The organism is Companilactobacillus bobalius (assembly GCF_009764355.1).
Genome location: NZ_LNUA01000029.1, coordinates 136,165 through 150,521 on the forward strand (window position 1 = coordinate 136,165; position 14,357 = coordinate 150,521).

Annotated in this window: 15 protein-coding genes; 2 read left to right on the forward strand and 13 right to left on the reverse strand. The window is 35.0% G+C overall.

Going from position 1 to position 14,357, the window contains the following annotated elements; translation table 11 throughout:
- Nucleotides 1-35: 35 nt before the first annotated feature.
- The 5 genes from ATN92_RS04410 to ATN92_RS04430 are packed head-to-tail and all read right to left on the reverse strand — an operon-like array spanning nucleotide 36 to nucleotide 3,650.
- A complete protein-coding gene (locus ATN92_RS04410; protein ID WP_056954982.1) occupies nucleotides 36-662 on the reverse strand; it encodes a beta/alpha barrel domain-containing protein in 627 nt (208 codons plus the stop codon).
- Nucleotides 663-671: 9 nt separating this feature from the next.
- Nucleotides 672-1,565 (reverse strand): 4-hydroxy-tetrahydrodipicolinate synthase, encoded by an 894-nt coding sequence (dapA, locus tag ATN92_RS04415; protein WP_082604612.1) that lies wholly within the window; start codon nucleotides 1,563-1,565, stop codon nucleotides 672-674.
- Between the two features lie 12 nt (nucleotides 1,566-1,577).
- A complete protein-coding gene (ulaA, locus tag ATN92_RS04420) occupies nucleotides 1,578-2,837 on the reverse strand; it encodes a PTS ascorbate transporter subunit IIC (RefSeq protein WP_056954984.1) in 1,260 nt (419 codons plus the stop codon).
- 39 nt (nucleotides 2,838-2,876) lie between these two features.
- Nucleotides 2,877-3,164 (reverse strand): PTS sugar transporter subunit IIB, encoded by a 288-nt coding sequence (locus ATN92_RS04425; protein ID WP_056954987.1) that lies wholly within the window; start codon nucleotides 3,162-3,164, stop codon nucleotides 2,877-2,879.
- Between the two features lie 18 nt (nucleotides 3,165-3,182).
- Nucleotides 3,183-3,650, reverse strand: a complete 468-nt coding sequence (locus ATN92_RS04430; protein WP_056954989.1) for a PTS sugar transporter subunit IIA — start codon at nucleotides 3,648-3,650, stop codon at nucleotides 3,183-3,185.
- Between the two features lie 291 nt (nucleotides 3,651-3,941).
- On the opposite strand from ATN92_RS04430, the gene ATN92_RS04435 reads away from it, so the two are divergent.
- On the forward strand, nucleotides 3,942-4,535 hold the full coding sequence (locus ATN92_RS04435; RefSeq protein ID WP_056954991.1) for a KpsF/GutQ family sugar-phosphate isomerase: 594 nt from the start codon (nucleotides 3,942-3,944) through the stop codon (nucleotides 4,533-4,535).
- Nucleotides 4,536-4,594: 59 nt separating this feature from the next.
- On the opposite strand, the gene ATN92_RS04440 is transcribed toward ATN92_RS04435, so the two are convergent.
- The 8 genes from ATN92_RS04440 to ulaG are packed head-to-tail and all read right to left on the reverse strand — an operon-like array spanning nucleotide 4,595 to nucleotide 11,031.
- Nucleotides 4,595-5,293, reverse strand: coding sequence for an L-ribulose-5-phosphate 4-epimerase (locus tag ATN92_RS04440; RefSeq protein WP_056954993.1), 699 nt, complete (start codon nucleotides 5,291-5,293; stop codon nucleotides 4,595-4,597).
- Complete coding sequence (locus ATN92_RS04445; protein ID WP_056954995.1) at nucleotides 5,293-6,159, reverse strand: L-ribulose-5-phosphate 3-epimerase; 867 nt, start codon at nucleotides 6,157-6,159, stop codon at nucleotides 5,293-5,295. The genes ATN92_RS04440 and ATN92_RS04445 overlap by 1 nt, the downstream gene beginning before the upstream one ends.
- 12 nt (nucleotides 6,160-6,171) lie before the next feature.
- Nucleotides 6,172-6,963, reverse strand: a complete 792-nt coding sequence (locus ATN92_RS04450) for a DeoR/GlpR family DNA-binding transcription regulator (protein ID WP_056954997.1) — start codon at nucleotides 6,961-6,963, stop codon at nucleotides 6,172-6,174.
- A 27-nt stretch (nucleotides 6,964-6,990) separates the two neighbouring features.
- The gene (locus tag ATN92_RS04455) at nucleotides 6,991-7,626 is read right to left on the reverse strand and encodes a 3-keto-L-gulonate-6-phosphate decarboxylase UlaD (RefSeq protein ID WP_056954999.1); all 636 of its coding nucleotides are present in this window, start codon (nucleotides 7,624-7,626) and stop codon (nucleotides 6,991-6,993) included.
- A gap of 11 nt (nucleotides 7,627-7,637) precedes the next feature.
- Complete coding sequence (locus tag ATN92_RS04460) at nucleotides 7,638-7,931, reverse strand: PTS sugar transporter subunit IIB (protein ID WP_056955001.1); 294 nt, start codon at nucleotides 7,929-7,931, stop codon at nucleotides 7,638-7,640.
- A 24-nt stretch (nucleotides 7,932-7,955) separates the two neighbouring features.
- The gene (ulaA, locus tag ATN92_RS04465) at nucleotides 7,956-9,464 is read right to left on the reverse strand and encodes a PTS ascorbate transporter subunit IIC (protein ID WP_056955003.1); all 1,509 of its coding nucleotides are present in this window, start codon (nucleotides 9,462-9,464) and stop codon (nucleotides 7,956-7,958) included.
- Between the two features lie 18 nt (nucleotides 9,465-9,482).
- The gene (locus ATN92_RS04470; protein ID WP_056955005.1) at nucleotides 9,483-9,932 is read right to left on the reverse strand and encodes a PTS sugar transporter subunit IIA; all 450 of its coding nucleotides are present in this window, start codon (nucleotides 9,930-9,932) and stop codon (nucleotides 9,483-9,485) included.
- Nucleotides 9,933-9,957: 25 nt separating this feature from the next.
- Nucleotides 9,958-11,031, reverse strand: a complete 1,074-nt coding sequence (ulaG, locus tag ATN92_RS04475; RefSeq protein WP_056955007.1) for an L-ascorbate 6-phosphate lactonase — start codon at nucleotides 11,029-11,031, stop codon at nucleotides 9,958-9,960.
- Nucleotides 11,032-11,440: 409 nt separating this feature from the next.
- Here ulaG and ATN92_RS04480 point away from each other — a divergent pair.
- Nucleotides 11,441-14,357, forward strand: a 2,917-nt coding sequence (locus tag ATN92_RS04480; RefSeq protein ID WP_158106625.1) for a Cna B-type domain-containing protein, incomplete at its 3' end; no start/stop codon positions are given.

Sequence of the window (14,357 nt, forward strand, 5' to 3'; positions counted from 1 at the left end):
GAGCCGTTACTTCCACTCTTTTGGTTTTGTTGATTTTATTTACGATATTCATCAATTTTATTTCTAAATTGTTGGGCACTCTGAGCAATATCATCCACAGTTCCTTTAGATAAGGCACCACCAATACCGACAATATCAGTTCCAGCTTCTAACCAATCTGTAATGTTATCTACTGTCACACCACCTGATTCGATCAGTGGTAAATAAGGAATTGGAGTCTTCATTGTTTTAATTAAGTCAGGGCCAACGATTCCTCCGTATGGAAAGATTTTGACAAAAGTAGCTCCTGCTCGTAAGGCATTGACAGCTTCCGTGACGGAAGTACATCCAGGAGCATATGGAATCTGGTATTGATTACACAATTTGGCAACCTCTTGATCAAATATTGGTGAATAGATAAATTGCGCACCTGCTTTAATAGCATCCTTTGCGGTTTCTCCATCCAATACAGTTCCGGCACCAACTAACAATTTATCCCCAAATTTCTCCTTTAAAGCTTTAATTGAATCAGCCGCACTATCAATGGTGTAACTGACCTCCATTACATCAATTCCGCCTTTAACAATACCTTCAGCAATTTCAAGAACACGATCAGTCGTTGCACGTACAACTGCTAATGCACCACTGTCATAAATACGATTCATATAATCAAGTTTTTTCATACGACACCTCTAAATAATATTATTAGTTCTGTAATAACTGATCATCCTGTCGATATCTTCAAGTTCATCGCTGTTTGGCATCATAACAGGATCTTTAGCTGGTCCAACGTTAATTCCACTAGCAGTTACCGTAGCTTTCAACGCAGATGGGGTCGTTCTTGTATGTAAAATTTTTCTCAACGGTTCAATTCTGCTCTGACATTTTTCAGCCATCTTCAAATTGTCATCTTGATAATATTTGTAGATATCCACATCATTTTGAGTTAATAAATTAGCCGTTGCAGCAATTGCTCCATCACCTCCGGCTTCTAATAAGGCCAAAATCTTCGAATCAGAGCCTGACAATACACCAAATTCCTTATTAGCTCGAAGTTTCAAATAACCCCGCATATTCTCAATATTTCCAGAGCTATCTTTTACTCCGACAATATTAGGATTCTTTGATAGTTCAGCAACTGTTTCAGGATCAATATTCACGCCGGTTTTCCCGGGCATGTTATAAAGAATGATTGGAACATTCACTGAATTAGCCAATTTTTCAAAGTGATTGATTAGTTCTTCTTGTGTAGGTGGTACAAAGTAAGGCGTTACCACTGACAATGCATCCGGATTCAAAGTTGCAATTCTCTGACTAAAAGCAATTGTTTCAGACGTACTATTCAATCCCGTTCCAACAAAAATTTGAGTTCTATGATTTACATATTCAATAACATGCTTAGCGAATGAAAACTTTTCATCTTCAGTTAACGAATACGCCTCACCGTTTGTTCCTAAAATAAAGATTCCATTAATGTTATAAGTTAAAAGTTTATCTAACAACTTATCTGTTCTTGAATAACTAATTTTTTGATCATCAGCTAATGGCGTAACCATTGCGACAATAATCCCTGAGACGTCTGTCAAAATATATCCTCCTTAATGAAAAATTCCTAAGAACCAATTTAATAGTGATCCTACAATGTTGTAATCGACATTTGGGAATGTTGATCCAGTAATGCCAAGTGATGAAAATGTTGGATAAAGTAATAAAGGTAAAAATGCTAATAATAATCCAACTATAAATGAACCTAGAATGGCGCCTCTCCAGCCACCAGTTGAATTACCAAAGATACCTGCAGTACCACCGGAGAAGAAACAAATATGTGCGGCAGGAATGATAACAATCGGGAACTTCAACATGACCATTACAACAATTGCTAATAAACCGGCTGTATAAGAACTTAGAAAACCTACTAAAACAGCTGTAGGTGCAAATGGGAAAATTGTTGGAACATCCAAAGCTGGACGTGAACCTGGAATGAATTTTTCTGAGATGGCAACGAATGCTGCTGTAATTTCAGCAAGGAACATACGAACACCTGTCATCAAAATAGAAATACCGGCTGTAAATGTTAAAGCTTGAATCATTGGGAAGACTAGCCAATCAGTTGTTCCTGATAACTTTGTAACGGCAATTTTACCTGCAGCGATTGCAGCAACATAAAAAATAATGATCATAACAACTGCAACACCCATTAGGAAATCCTTAAAGAAAGATAACCACTCTGGGAACTTGATATTTTCTGTTGTTTCATCTTTATGGCTTTTGAAAACATTGCCAATGAAACCGGATAGAGCGTATCCAATCATATTAAAATGAGCGATGGCTTGAAAATCTCCACCTGTAATCTTTCTCATGAATGGCTGACACAATTGTGGAAGTGCTGCTGAAACAAATCCTAAAATTGTTCCGCCAACAATGATAGCCATAGTATTACCAATTCCATGAGCCTTCAAAACAAGGGCTAGAACACAGGCAAAGAACAAACTGTGACCACCTGTGAAGAAAACATTTTTAAATGGAGTTATTCGAGCAAAGACAAGGTTCATAATGAACCCAGCAATTAGTGTTACTGATACTACAAATCCATATCTACCTTGAGCCAAGGCTGTAGCGGCTTCAGGAGAAGCAATAACACCCGTTAAATGAAATCCTTTTTGAAACATTGCGTTAAAATTCTGAAGTGAGGCAGTCATTGTACTGGCACCAACGCCAAAGATTAAAAATCCAATCGCAGTTCTAAAAGTACCTTTTAAAACATCCGTAGTTTTCTTATGTTGTGCTATTAAACCTATTAAAGAAACAATTGCCAATAAGATAGCCGGATTAGATAATAAACTAACTGTAAAATGCATCAATTTATCCCCCTCGGATTTTTTTATAGATAGAAATCACTAAGCTTGCAGTTGCTTCAATGCATCTGAAAGTTTTGTATAAATCTCATCTTTATCGAGAATATTCTTTATACCGACTACTACCTTATCGATTCCCTGTTCTTGGAGTTCTTCGGCGACATCACTTAATGCAATAACAATTGGTCCATCAAAACTTGGTAAACCATCTAATGATGAGTGCTCAACTTGAACTGGTAGATCATGTTCACTAATGACCTCATTTAATTTAATCTTTAACATCAAACTTGAACCAACACCTGCACGACATGCTACTAAAGCTTTAACCATAATAAATACTTCCTTCCATTATTTACCGATTTTTTGTTTTACTACTGAATCTTTTATATACTGTAAAATCTCACTAGGTTTTTGAGAATTCGATAATACTTGATAAAAATTATCATCTGTTAATAGATAGACCAATTCCTGCATTGCCTTAAGATGAGAATTGCTATCAGGTGCACTTAACGTAAATACGTATGACACTGGATCATTATCCGCATTGTTGAATTCAATAGCCGGCTCCAATACAGATATTCCCATTGCTAATTCTTTTGCCCCAGCTTTACCAGGCGCATGTGCCAATGCAACGTGTGGTGCTATCACAAAATATGGTCCATATTCATTTACAGAATTAATAATTTCATTAACATAATTGGAGGTAACAATTTCATCGTCCACTAATGGTTGAGCTGACAATTTAATGGCTTCTTTCCAATCGTGTGATTTAACATGTAATTTTATTAAATTCTCTTTTATAATTTTTTCGATCAATGACAACACCGCCTAATCTCTTTTACACGAGTTATTATATATTCGTGTTTGTAAGCGCTACAATAGTGATTGATTCCATCTTTTGTTACAAGTCGCACAATATTTACGATTTGCTCTTCTTAAAACTGGTTCCAATGCCCTATACATCAATATTTTTAGATATTTTTGTAATCGCTTACTAATCTAATTTATAAGGATTTGAACATAATCTGTAACCAATTATCATTGCTTAAGATATGGTCTCAAAGTAAAAATAGCATTAGATATTATTCCTAAGGAGGACGATTATCTATGCTTAATTCGTATTCAAATATGATTTACGGTTTTATGGAAAATGAAATTGATTCTTTAAAAGATGTTAGAGACAATCTTTCTGAACAAATTGATCCAGTAATTGAAGTTCTTTTACATAACAAAGGTAAACTGATCTTTATGGGTGTAGGAAAGTCAGGACTAATTGGTAGAAAATTGGCAGCCACATTTTCAAGCACTGGTACACCATCATTTTTTGTCCATGCTACTGAAAGTGTGCACGGTGATTTAGGGATGATCGAAAGAAATGATGTCGTCATTCTTATTTCTAATAGCGGAGAAACTAAGGAAATACTTGCTCCTCTGAAATCTTTAAATATTATCGGAGTTACTACTATTGCCTTCACTGGTAACGAGTCTTCTAGTTTGGCCAAGGCCTGTGATTATAAAGTTATAATTCACGTTGATAATGAAGCGGATAAATTAAATCTGGCTCCAACAAATAGCTCAACGGCGGTCTTAGTTGTTGGGGATGCCATTGCTTGTACGCTTTCCGAAACTAAACAATTTACCAGAGATGATTTTGCAATTTTTCATCCGGGTGGAGCATTAGGTAAGAAGTTAATAAGTTAAATAAGACACAAAAAGAGCGGATATATATAACATCCGCTCTTTTTGTGTCTTATTTAAGATTAATTCTTTTGCCCGTAATATGCGTTCTCACCATGTTTACGATAATAATGCTTATCCAATAGGTATTGTGGAACTTCAATATTATCACGTGTTAATTGCAAAGCATGATAATCCATTTCAGCTACTACTTCTAGAACCTTAGCATTATAAACAGCTTTATCAGGTGTAACACCCCAAGTGAATGGTCCATGTTGTCTTACTAAAACTCCAGGAACAGCTTCTGGGTCAATATTACGTTCCTTAAAAGTTCTTACAATAACATCCCCAGTATTTTTTTCATAAGCTGTCTTTATTTCTTCTTCAGTTAAAGCATCAGAAACTGGAACTTTACCATAAAATGTATCAGCATGTGTCGTTCCCAAAGCAGGTAAATCAATTCCCGCCTCAGCAAACGATACCGCCCATGGTGAATGGGTATGAACTATACCGCCAATATTTGGAAATTTATTATACAAAACTGTATGTGTTGGCGTATCACTGGAAGGATTCAATTTTCCTTCAACGACTTCACCTTTTAAATTAACTACAACCATATCTTCAGGAGTCAATTTATCATATTCCACACCCGACGGCTTTATAACGAATAATCCTTTATCCCGATCAATACCTGATACATTGCCCCACGTGAATGTTACTAATCCTAATTTGGACAATTGCATATTTGCTTCATATACTTCTTTTTTTAAAGATTCAAGCATTAAATAGCCTCCTGTTCTATGCCAACATCCGTAAAAATGTCATCAAAGAATTTCTTTGCTTCTTTAACTTGTTCAATTGGATCATCAGAGGTTTCACTCCACATTTCAATCGTATAGGCGCCATTATAATTCAATCGCTTTAATTCTTTTAAACAACCATTGAAATCGACTGTCCCTTTACCAAATGAAACATTCTTAAATTGTCCTGCAAAATCATTAGTAACTGGCAAAGTATCTTTCAAATGAATTGCCGCAATAGAATCAATATTATTTTCTAAATCTGATCCTATATCATTTTCAGGCCAAGCATTTATATTACCCAAATCTGGATAAGCTTGTAACCAAGGACTATGAATCTCTTTTTTCATATGTACAACTTTTTCAATAGAATTCAAGAAAGGATCATCCATTATTTCTATATCAAGCATCACTTCATGACTGGCCGCATAAGCTACACATTTCTTTAAATCTTCTACAAAGTATTCTCTTGAAGTAACGCTCTTCTTGTCATAATAAACATCGTATCCCGCCATTTGAATATTTCTTACACCTAAATCGACAGCTAAATCAACGGCCTTATACAACATTTCAACAGATAACTTTCTTGTCTTCTCATCATATGAACCCAAAGGGAATCTACGGTGTCCACTTAACATAATAGTATGTATACGTGTTCCAGTACTCCAAATTGCATCTCTAACTTCTGTACGTTGTTCTTTAGTCCAATCTAATCTAGCTAATCTTTCATCACTTTCATCAATCGAAAGTTCCAAAAAGTTGAATCCTAGTTCATGAACTAATTCCAATCTATCATGCCAATTTAAATTTTTTGGTAGTGCTTTTTCGTATATACCTAATGAATTCATAATTATGTCTCCCTATTGACCCAATTGTATTTGAATCACTTCAATGCCTCGCTTACGAAATGATTTAATTACTTTTTCATTTGCAAAACTATCGGTTATTAAAATATCTATATCATCAATGTCGGCCACATGATAATTACTAGTAACACCTATTTTCCGATAATCTGCTAAACAGATTACCTTCTTTTTAGTTCGTTTTATCATCGTTGTATTGACTTGAGATTCATACAAATTCTGAGTTGTTAACCCGCCATCTATACTTACACCATCAAGCCCTATGATTGTATAATCCGACTGCATACTAGATAGCAATTGGATTGCTACTCCACCGACCAATGATTCTTTGGGATACCTAATTTCCCCGCCAGTTAAAATAATTATGGTTTGAGGATGATGTACTGATTCAGTCGCATGTGCATTATTGGTAATAATAGTTAATCTTTTAGACGCTAATTGATTAATCGCCATCCAACAAAGGGTACTAGAATTGACAAATATCGTACTAGACTCGGATATAAAACTAGGAACGGCGGCAGCAATTTTCATTTTAATCTGATCAACTCTACTGCCTGCATTCACATCTAGTGAAGTTGAAGAAAGTGATTTCCCATATGTGGATGTAGCAACACCGCTTCTCCAACCAATTACCCCCATTTCTGATAATACTTTCAAATCTCTTCTAATTGTTATCTCAGAAACATTAAGTTTTTCTGCCAAATTTTCTACTGACATAGATCCCTTTTTGTTAACTATTTCTAGAAGTTTGCTTCTTCTCTCCTGTACATTTGATATTGAATTTTTCATATGATCATCCTCAAAACGTTTTTTTTATTAGTTCCAAATGCGTTTGATTTCGTTTTGGAGATCAGTTGCTGCCTTTGCTGGGTTGGCTGCCTTGGTTATTGCCCTACCAGCAATAAATGTGTAGACGTCTACTCCTTTAAACAATTTAAGTGTATCAACGTTTAATCCACCAGTCACTGAAACTCTAAAGCCCATATCAACAAGCATCTTAACTTTATTTAAATCCTTTTCGCCCCAAGTTTCACCTGAAAGGAGCGCATCTCTGCTTTGATGGTAGATTGCTTGTGAAATTCCGGCATCTAACCATTTTTGAGCATCTTCCTTAGTCCAGTTACCATATAGTTCAACTTGAATCTCATCAATTTCCTTGTTAGCTGCTTTCATAGTTGGAATTGTTGCTGAACAGATACAAGTCATCCAATCAGCTCCGGCGTCGGCCATGTTTTTAGCTACTGTTCCACCAGCATCAGCACATTTCGTATCAGCAATAACGATCTTGTTAGGGAATAGAGCCTTCAATGACTTAACGGCTTTTGTTCCTTCCTGAAGGATTAAAATTGTTCCTGCCTCAACAATATCAACGATACTTCCAACTTCTCTAACATCGGCTAAAGCACTCTCTAAAGTGTTATTATCTAAAGCTACTTGTAAATTTGGTTTCATGTTTTTTCTCCCTATTTAACAAAATCAGTTTCTTCTCTAACTCTCTGTTCAATTTCTTTATCGCTCAAAACATTTTTTACGCCAACGACTACAACGCCTTTTGATTTTGCATCATCAAACATACTTACAAAGTTCATAGGTGTAAATACAACATCATATTGCTTAGCCGTGCTTGTACCTTCGGCAATACTTGTATGCTCGATATTAGTAATAGGGATATTTAACCTTTCAAAAGCTTTCTTAACGCTTCTCATCATCATTAAACTTGTTCCTGATCCATTTGCACACGATACTAAAACCTTCATAATTTGCCTCCACTATATTATAAATTATTTTTTGCTAACGCTTTCTTTATATTTATCATAATCAGTAACCATTAAGAAATAGTTCTTAGGATCTTTTCTATATTCTAGTTGTGGAATAACAACCAAAATAATAATAACTATTATGATACCTGCTATACCTAAGTACTTCATGATTGCTGTGAATACAGGCCATAATGTATCCCAATCAAACATTCCAAGGTAACCACCAAATTTGGCTAAACCAACCCAACTAGCGATAAATGCAGCACCAAGAACTTGAATCACTCCACTAATAAATGGAAGAATCATAGCTGCTTTAGCACCAGCACGTTTATTAGCATATACACCAAAGGCTGCATTATCAAAGAATAATGGAATAAATCCGGCAATAATAATTGTTGGTGAATGTAAAACAATTAAAGCACCAATTGTCAAAAATTGTCCTAAGGCACCAAATAGAAATCCAATTGTTACGGCGTTAGGTTCACCAAAAGCAAATGTAGCGGCAACATCAATACCAGGTACTGAACCAGGTAATAACTTATCTGAAATACCACTGAAGCTTTCTGTTAGTTCACCAACGAATGTACGAACACCTAATTGTAAGATTGCCAAATTAACAGCAAATCCTAATGATGTAGTCAAAATATAGAATAAGAAACTACCACCAGGTGCTAATCCTGAAGCACCTTTGCTTGTTACATAAATTTCATTGAAATATGGACGACCCAAAACCAACATAATAATTCCAAAGAAGAACAACATTAAAATACCGGTAGCGACCATATTTTCATTAAAGATCTTCAAAAATCCAGGTAACTCAATATCTTCAAGTCTCTTGGCTTTCTTTTGTGTCTTTTCGTCATGTTTCTTTATTTTATCGGCCAGCCAAGAAACCAAAGCAATACCGAACATTTGTTGATGGGCAACGGCAAAGCCACCACCATCGGTTAAATCCTGAGTATATCTAATAGTCATATTTGAACCAACAGCCCAATATAATCCTAAGATAACTCCCATTACTAACAAAACTTCCATTCTACCCATTTTAGGGAAACAGAATAACAATAGCCAAAAAGCTGTAGCTGCTTGTTGAACTTGTACATTACCAGTAGTAAATACTGAACGTAATTTAGTAAATTTTTGGAATCTTACTAATATGATGTTAAAGACAAAGGCAAACAATAGAAGTAGCATTACATCCCCAAAGGTTCTCCCGAAAGTCTTTACAACACCGTCTGTAACAGCATTTTGTCCAAAATACGGATCAATAACCGTTGCAGTCAGATGAAATCTTGTCTTTAATCCTGTAAGAATTGGTCTAAAACTGTTAACCAATCCTCCAGAACCTACCATCAAGATCATGTATCCAATAACAGCTTTCATAAAACCAGCAATTGATTCATAGATTGGTTTCTTTTCCAAAATGTAACCCAATAAAACGATAAAACCGATCATATATGCTGGTTGGGTCAAAATATTTGTAGCAAAGTAATCCCAAATCTTCATAAGAATGCTAAAAAAATTATCCATTCTTATACTCACCTGCCTTTATTTGTCAGATCCAATTAATTCTTTCAAACCATCAATACTTTCAACGTTCATCAATTTATCTATAAGACCATCCGTCATTAACATGTCAGATAGTTCGCCAATATTTTTTAAGTGTTCATTTGGATCTCGGGCAGCTAGGGTAAAGAATAATTTAGCACTTGAGTCTGGACCGAAACTTACTGATTTATTAAACTTTGTGAATCCAATTGCCGTACCCAAAACATTGTCACTTTTTGCGTTAGCATGAGGCATAGCAACACCAGGAACAATAACAATGTATGGACCGTTGTCTTCTACATTCTTTATTATTTCATCGGTATAAGCTTCCTTGATGTAACCATGTTCAACTAATTTCCCAGCAGCAACTTTTAATGCTTCTTTCCAGTCTTGGGGTTCTTTATCAGTAATCTCAACTAAATCTTTATCTAGCATTTCGTTTAACATCATATTATTTGCACCGCGTTTCTTTGTTTTATAGGAATGAAGGGAATGGTGTGTCATTATCAATTGAGAATGCATCTGAGAAGCCACGATCGTAATTAAATTCCATTCTGTCTTTGTCATCTGGATATGTGAATTCCCCACCTACTTGCCAAATAAATGGTTTGAATTTATATTGCAAACGATCTTTTCTAAACTTCCATAAATTTTCAATTTCCTTAGGATCTGTCATAAAGTTTGTCCAAATATCATAGTGAACAGGAATAATAACTTTTGTCTTTAATGATTCGGCCATTCTCAAAATATCTGAAGATGTCAATTTATCTGTGATACCTCTTGGATTTTCACCATATGCACCCAAGGCAACGTCAACTTTATTTTCATTACCGTGTTTAGCAAACATATTTGAATAGTGTGAATCAGCTGCATGATAAAGATTTCCACCTGTTGTTTCGAACAGATAATTTACAGCAATTTTATTCATATCTTGAGGCATCTTACCTTTAAGAGTTACATCAGGGTTATCTTCTGTTACTAAGGCCGTTCTATCAAATCCTTCAAGAACCTTCACAGTTGTTTTACCAATCTTCACAGTATCTCCTGGTTTTACAACAACTGTCTTTTCTGCAGGAACGCCCCAACCTTGCCAAATTTTAACTACTTGTTCCGGACCATAGAATTTAGCATCTGGACAATTCTTATTAACTGCTGCAGCTGTATTAATATCCAAATGATCTGAATGAATATGACTTACAAACAATGCATCAACATTTTTAACTTCGAATGGATCAATAACGAATGGTTGATTTCTCAAATTAGGTTGCATCTTTTGAACACCACTCATTCTTTGCATTTGGTGTCCTTTACGCATCATTCCATTACCATGAGTTCTCTTACCCGTTCCACACCACATATCCACTAGGATATTGGTATCTTCGGCCGTCTTCAACCAAATTCCTGTACAGCCTAACCACCACATTGAAAATGTATTAGGTTTAACTTTCTTATTTTCAATTTCTTCATTCAACCATGTTCCCCATTCTGGGAATGTATTTAAAATCCAACTTTCTTTTGTTACTTCGTTAATATTTGTAGCTTTTGCCATTTTATTGTTGCCTCCGATAAATTTAATTGTTTCTCTTTACACTTTTTATGATAAGTTCATATGTATACGCTTTCAACGATGCTTTATGTTCATTATGTATAGTTTTATGATTTTTATGTTTATTATATGAATCATGCTCATTATTTAACTCATAAACATCAATTATCATCCAATTTTTATGATTTATTCCAATTATTGTGATTCATAAAAAAGAAGTACTTGATTGAAGAATCAATCAAGTACTTCTTTTGATTATCACTTTTAACTCTTTAATGCATATCAAATGTCAAAAAAGATTATATTCATATATGAATTTTAACCAAAAAATTATTCTATGTTCGAATAATCACCTTTAAAAGTAGTATTATGACTATATATCAATAAATTTATTTTTGAGGGTGAATTAAATATGTTTAAAAAGGGAAATAACATATTTAGTTTATTAGTCATAATCTTATCCATTTTTATGACTAGTACATCTAATGTTGTTAACGCCGACAGTACGTCTCTTGGGGCTTCAACTCCACAGACTACTGCTACTACAAGTAAAGATTCAGGTACTACAGGCACTGAAAATACTAATGGCACTACAGATGCTGAAGGTATTACAAATACTGCACCTACTAGTACTGAAAGTACTACAGATACAGATTCAAGTACTTCTAAAATCGATGATTCAACCAAACAGTCCAGCACAACTGATTGGGGCAATCAATTGATTACTGAAGTTCAATTACAAGATTCAACTGGTAACCCATTGACTGAATTTCACCAAAACGATAATATGCGAGCTTACTGGGAATTTTCTACCGCAAAAAATGGTAAGAACAATGTTATTAACAAAGGTGACACAATGGAAGTTTCTGTTCCTAAAGAAATTGCTCTAAGTAATAATGATTCAGCAAATGTCTATCAAAAAGGTACTTCCACTATCTTAGGAACAGCTAATCTATCTAAGGATAATCGTACTATTACTGTAACTTTCAATGATACTGCCGCTAGTTTATCTAAAAATAGTGAGGTCACTGGTTCATTCTGGGTAAATGTCAACTGGGATGTCAACAACACGACTGTGGGCAAAGATATCGATTTAGATTGGACTAATCAAGGATCTGCACAAAATAATCCTGGTTCAACTGGCACGGCTAACATCAAGCCATCCGTTCCTGACGCTACTGAAGAGTTATATAAGTACGGTGGTTTCATAGATAAGACAATCCAGTGGACCGTCAGAATAAACTATGCTGGCGATACAATTGATAATGCTGTCTATAAGGATTTTATCGGACCAAATCAAACACTTTTAGATGATGCCGAACATCCAGTTAAAATTTATTCGGCCACGGCTAATCATGATACTGGTGAAATAACTGCGGACTCGAATAATTTAATGGCTGGAAAAGAAATAACTAAAACAAACGACGGATTTACAGTTGATCTTGGTACTATCACACACACCGTTATGATTGTTTATTACACAAGTGTCGACAATTACGATAACCTTTCAAATTACTACGGTAATACCGGTGATTTGTATTCAAACAAAACTGAAATCCAAAATGTTCCAGTTAACATATCTACCAATAAACTTGGTAGTGATGCTGGAGCCGGTTCTGCAATTACTTCAATTACAGGTCACAAGATTTGGAGTGTTCCTGCTGGGACAGTAATTCCTAGCCAAGTTACAATTAATCTTTTAGATAATAATGGTACAGTTGTTAGACACCAAAATGTTTCTAAAGATAATGACTGGTTCTATGAATTCAATAACTTGCCTAAGTACGATAGCAATGGAACGGAAATTAAATACACAGTTTCTGAAGATGCTGTGAAAGGCTTTACTGGTCTTCCAACTGGTAACCACGATATTACTAATATTTTGACACCAGATACTTCAACAATTAAAATTACAAAAATTTGGCATGATGGTAATAATAAATATAATATGCGTCCAAATAGCATTAAGGTCGGACTCTATGGAGATAGCAATAATAAACAAACAAAACTTGCTAACAATCAGAGTAATGAAGCTACTTTAACAGCTACTGATAATAACTGGTCTCATACTTGGACTGGCTTCACTAATCCCACTGATATTTGGTACATTTCTGAACTAGATCCAGATCAATCTAGTACAAATACTCCTTATATCATCAGCAAAACACAAGATGCCCTTGGTAATAAGTACGAAAAAACTATAACCAATACCTTAGCCACTAACTTTACTGTTAAAAAAGTTTGGGACGACAATAACAATACCAAAAAGGCTCGCCCTGACAGTATTAAGATTCAACTTTATGCCAACGACAAGACTTCTGGTGATCCAGTTACATTAGACTCTACCAATGGCTGGACGCACAGCTTCTCTAGACTCCCTAAATTCGATGACAATGATAAGGAAATTACTTATACTGCCAAAGAAACCAGTGTTCCAGAAGGATATTCATCTACGAGTTCAATTAAAGATAGTGATACAACACATCAAACTGAAACTATCACCAATACTTATAAATCAACCACACCAGAAACAACTCAAGTAAAGGTTAATAAAGTATGGAAGGATACTAATACTAAGCCAACTCATGATCCTATCACTGTTCATTTACTAGCAGACGATAAAGATACTGGTAAGACCGTTAAATTGAGTGATAGCAATACATGGAGTGATAGTTTTACTAATCTAGACAAACAAGCTAATGGTAAAGATATTACATATACCGTTAAGGAAGATACACCGACCGGATATGATTCCGCAATTAGCAAAGCAGATGGTACAAATGATTTCACGATCACTAACACACCGACTCAGACAACTCCAACTACACGCTCATTTACAGTTAAAAAAGTTTGGGCTGACGGCAAGACTAACCATGACGCTGTTGAAGTTTATCTAACTAAAAACGGTACTAAAACTGGTGAACCCGTACCACTTAATAAAGATAATAATTGGAGTTACACTTGGAATGATTTAGCAATCAACAATGATGATAAAGCCATTGAATATTCAGCCATTGAAGATCCTGTTCCCGATGGTTATGTCGCTAACATTGATACAACTAACGATGGTGTTCAAATTACAAATACTGCTAAACCAACTACTGATGAAAAAACTAGTTTAACCGTTACAAAGAGCTGGAACGATGAAGATAATAAGGATAAACTTCAACCTTCTAGTGTCACCGTTAAACTTCTAGCTAACGATAAAGATACCGGTAAATCTATTACCTTAAATAAGGGTAATAATTGGACCGATACATTTAAAAATCTAGATAAAAAAGATAACGATAAAGATGTAACTTATAGTGTTAAAGAAAATGATGTTTCTG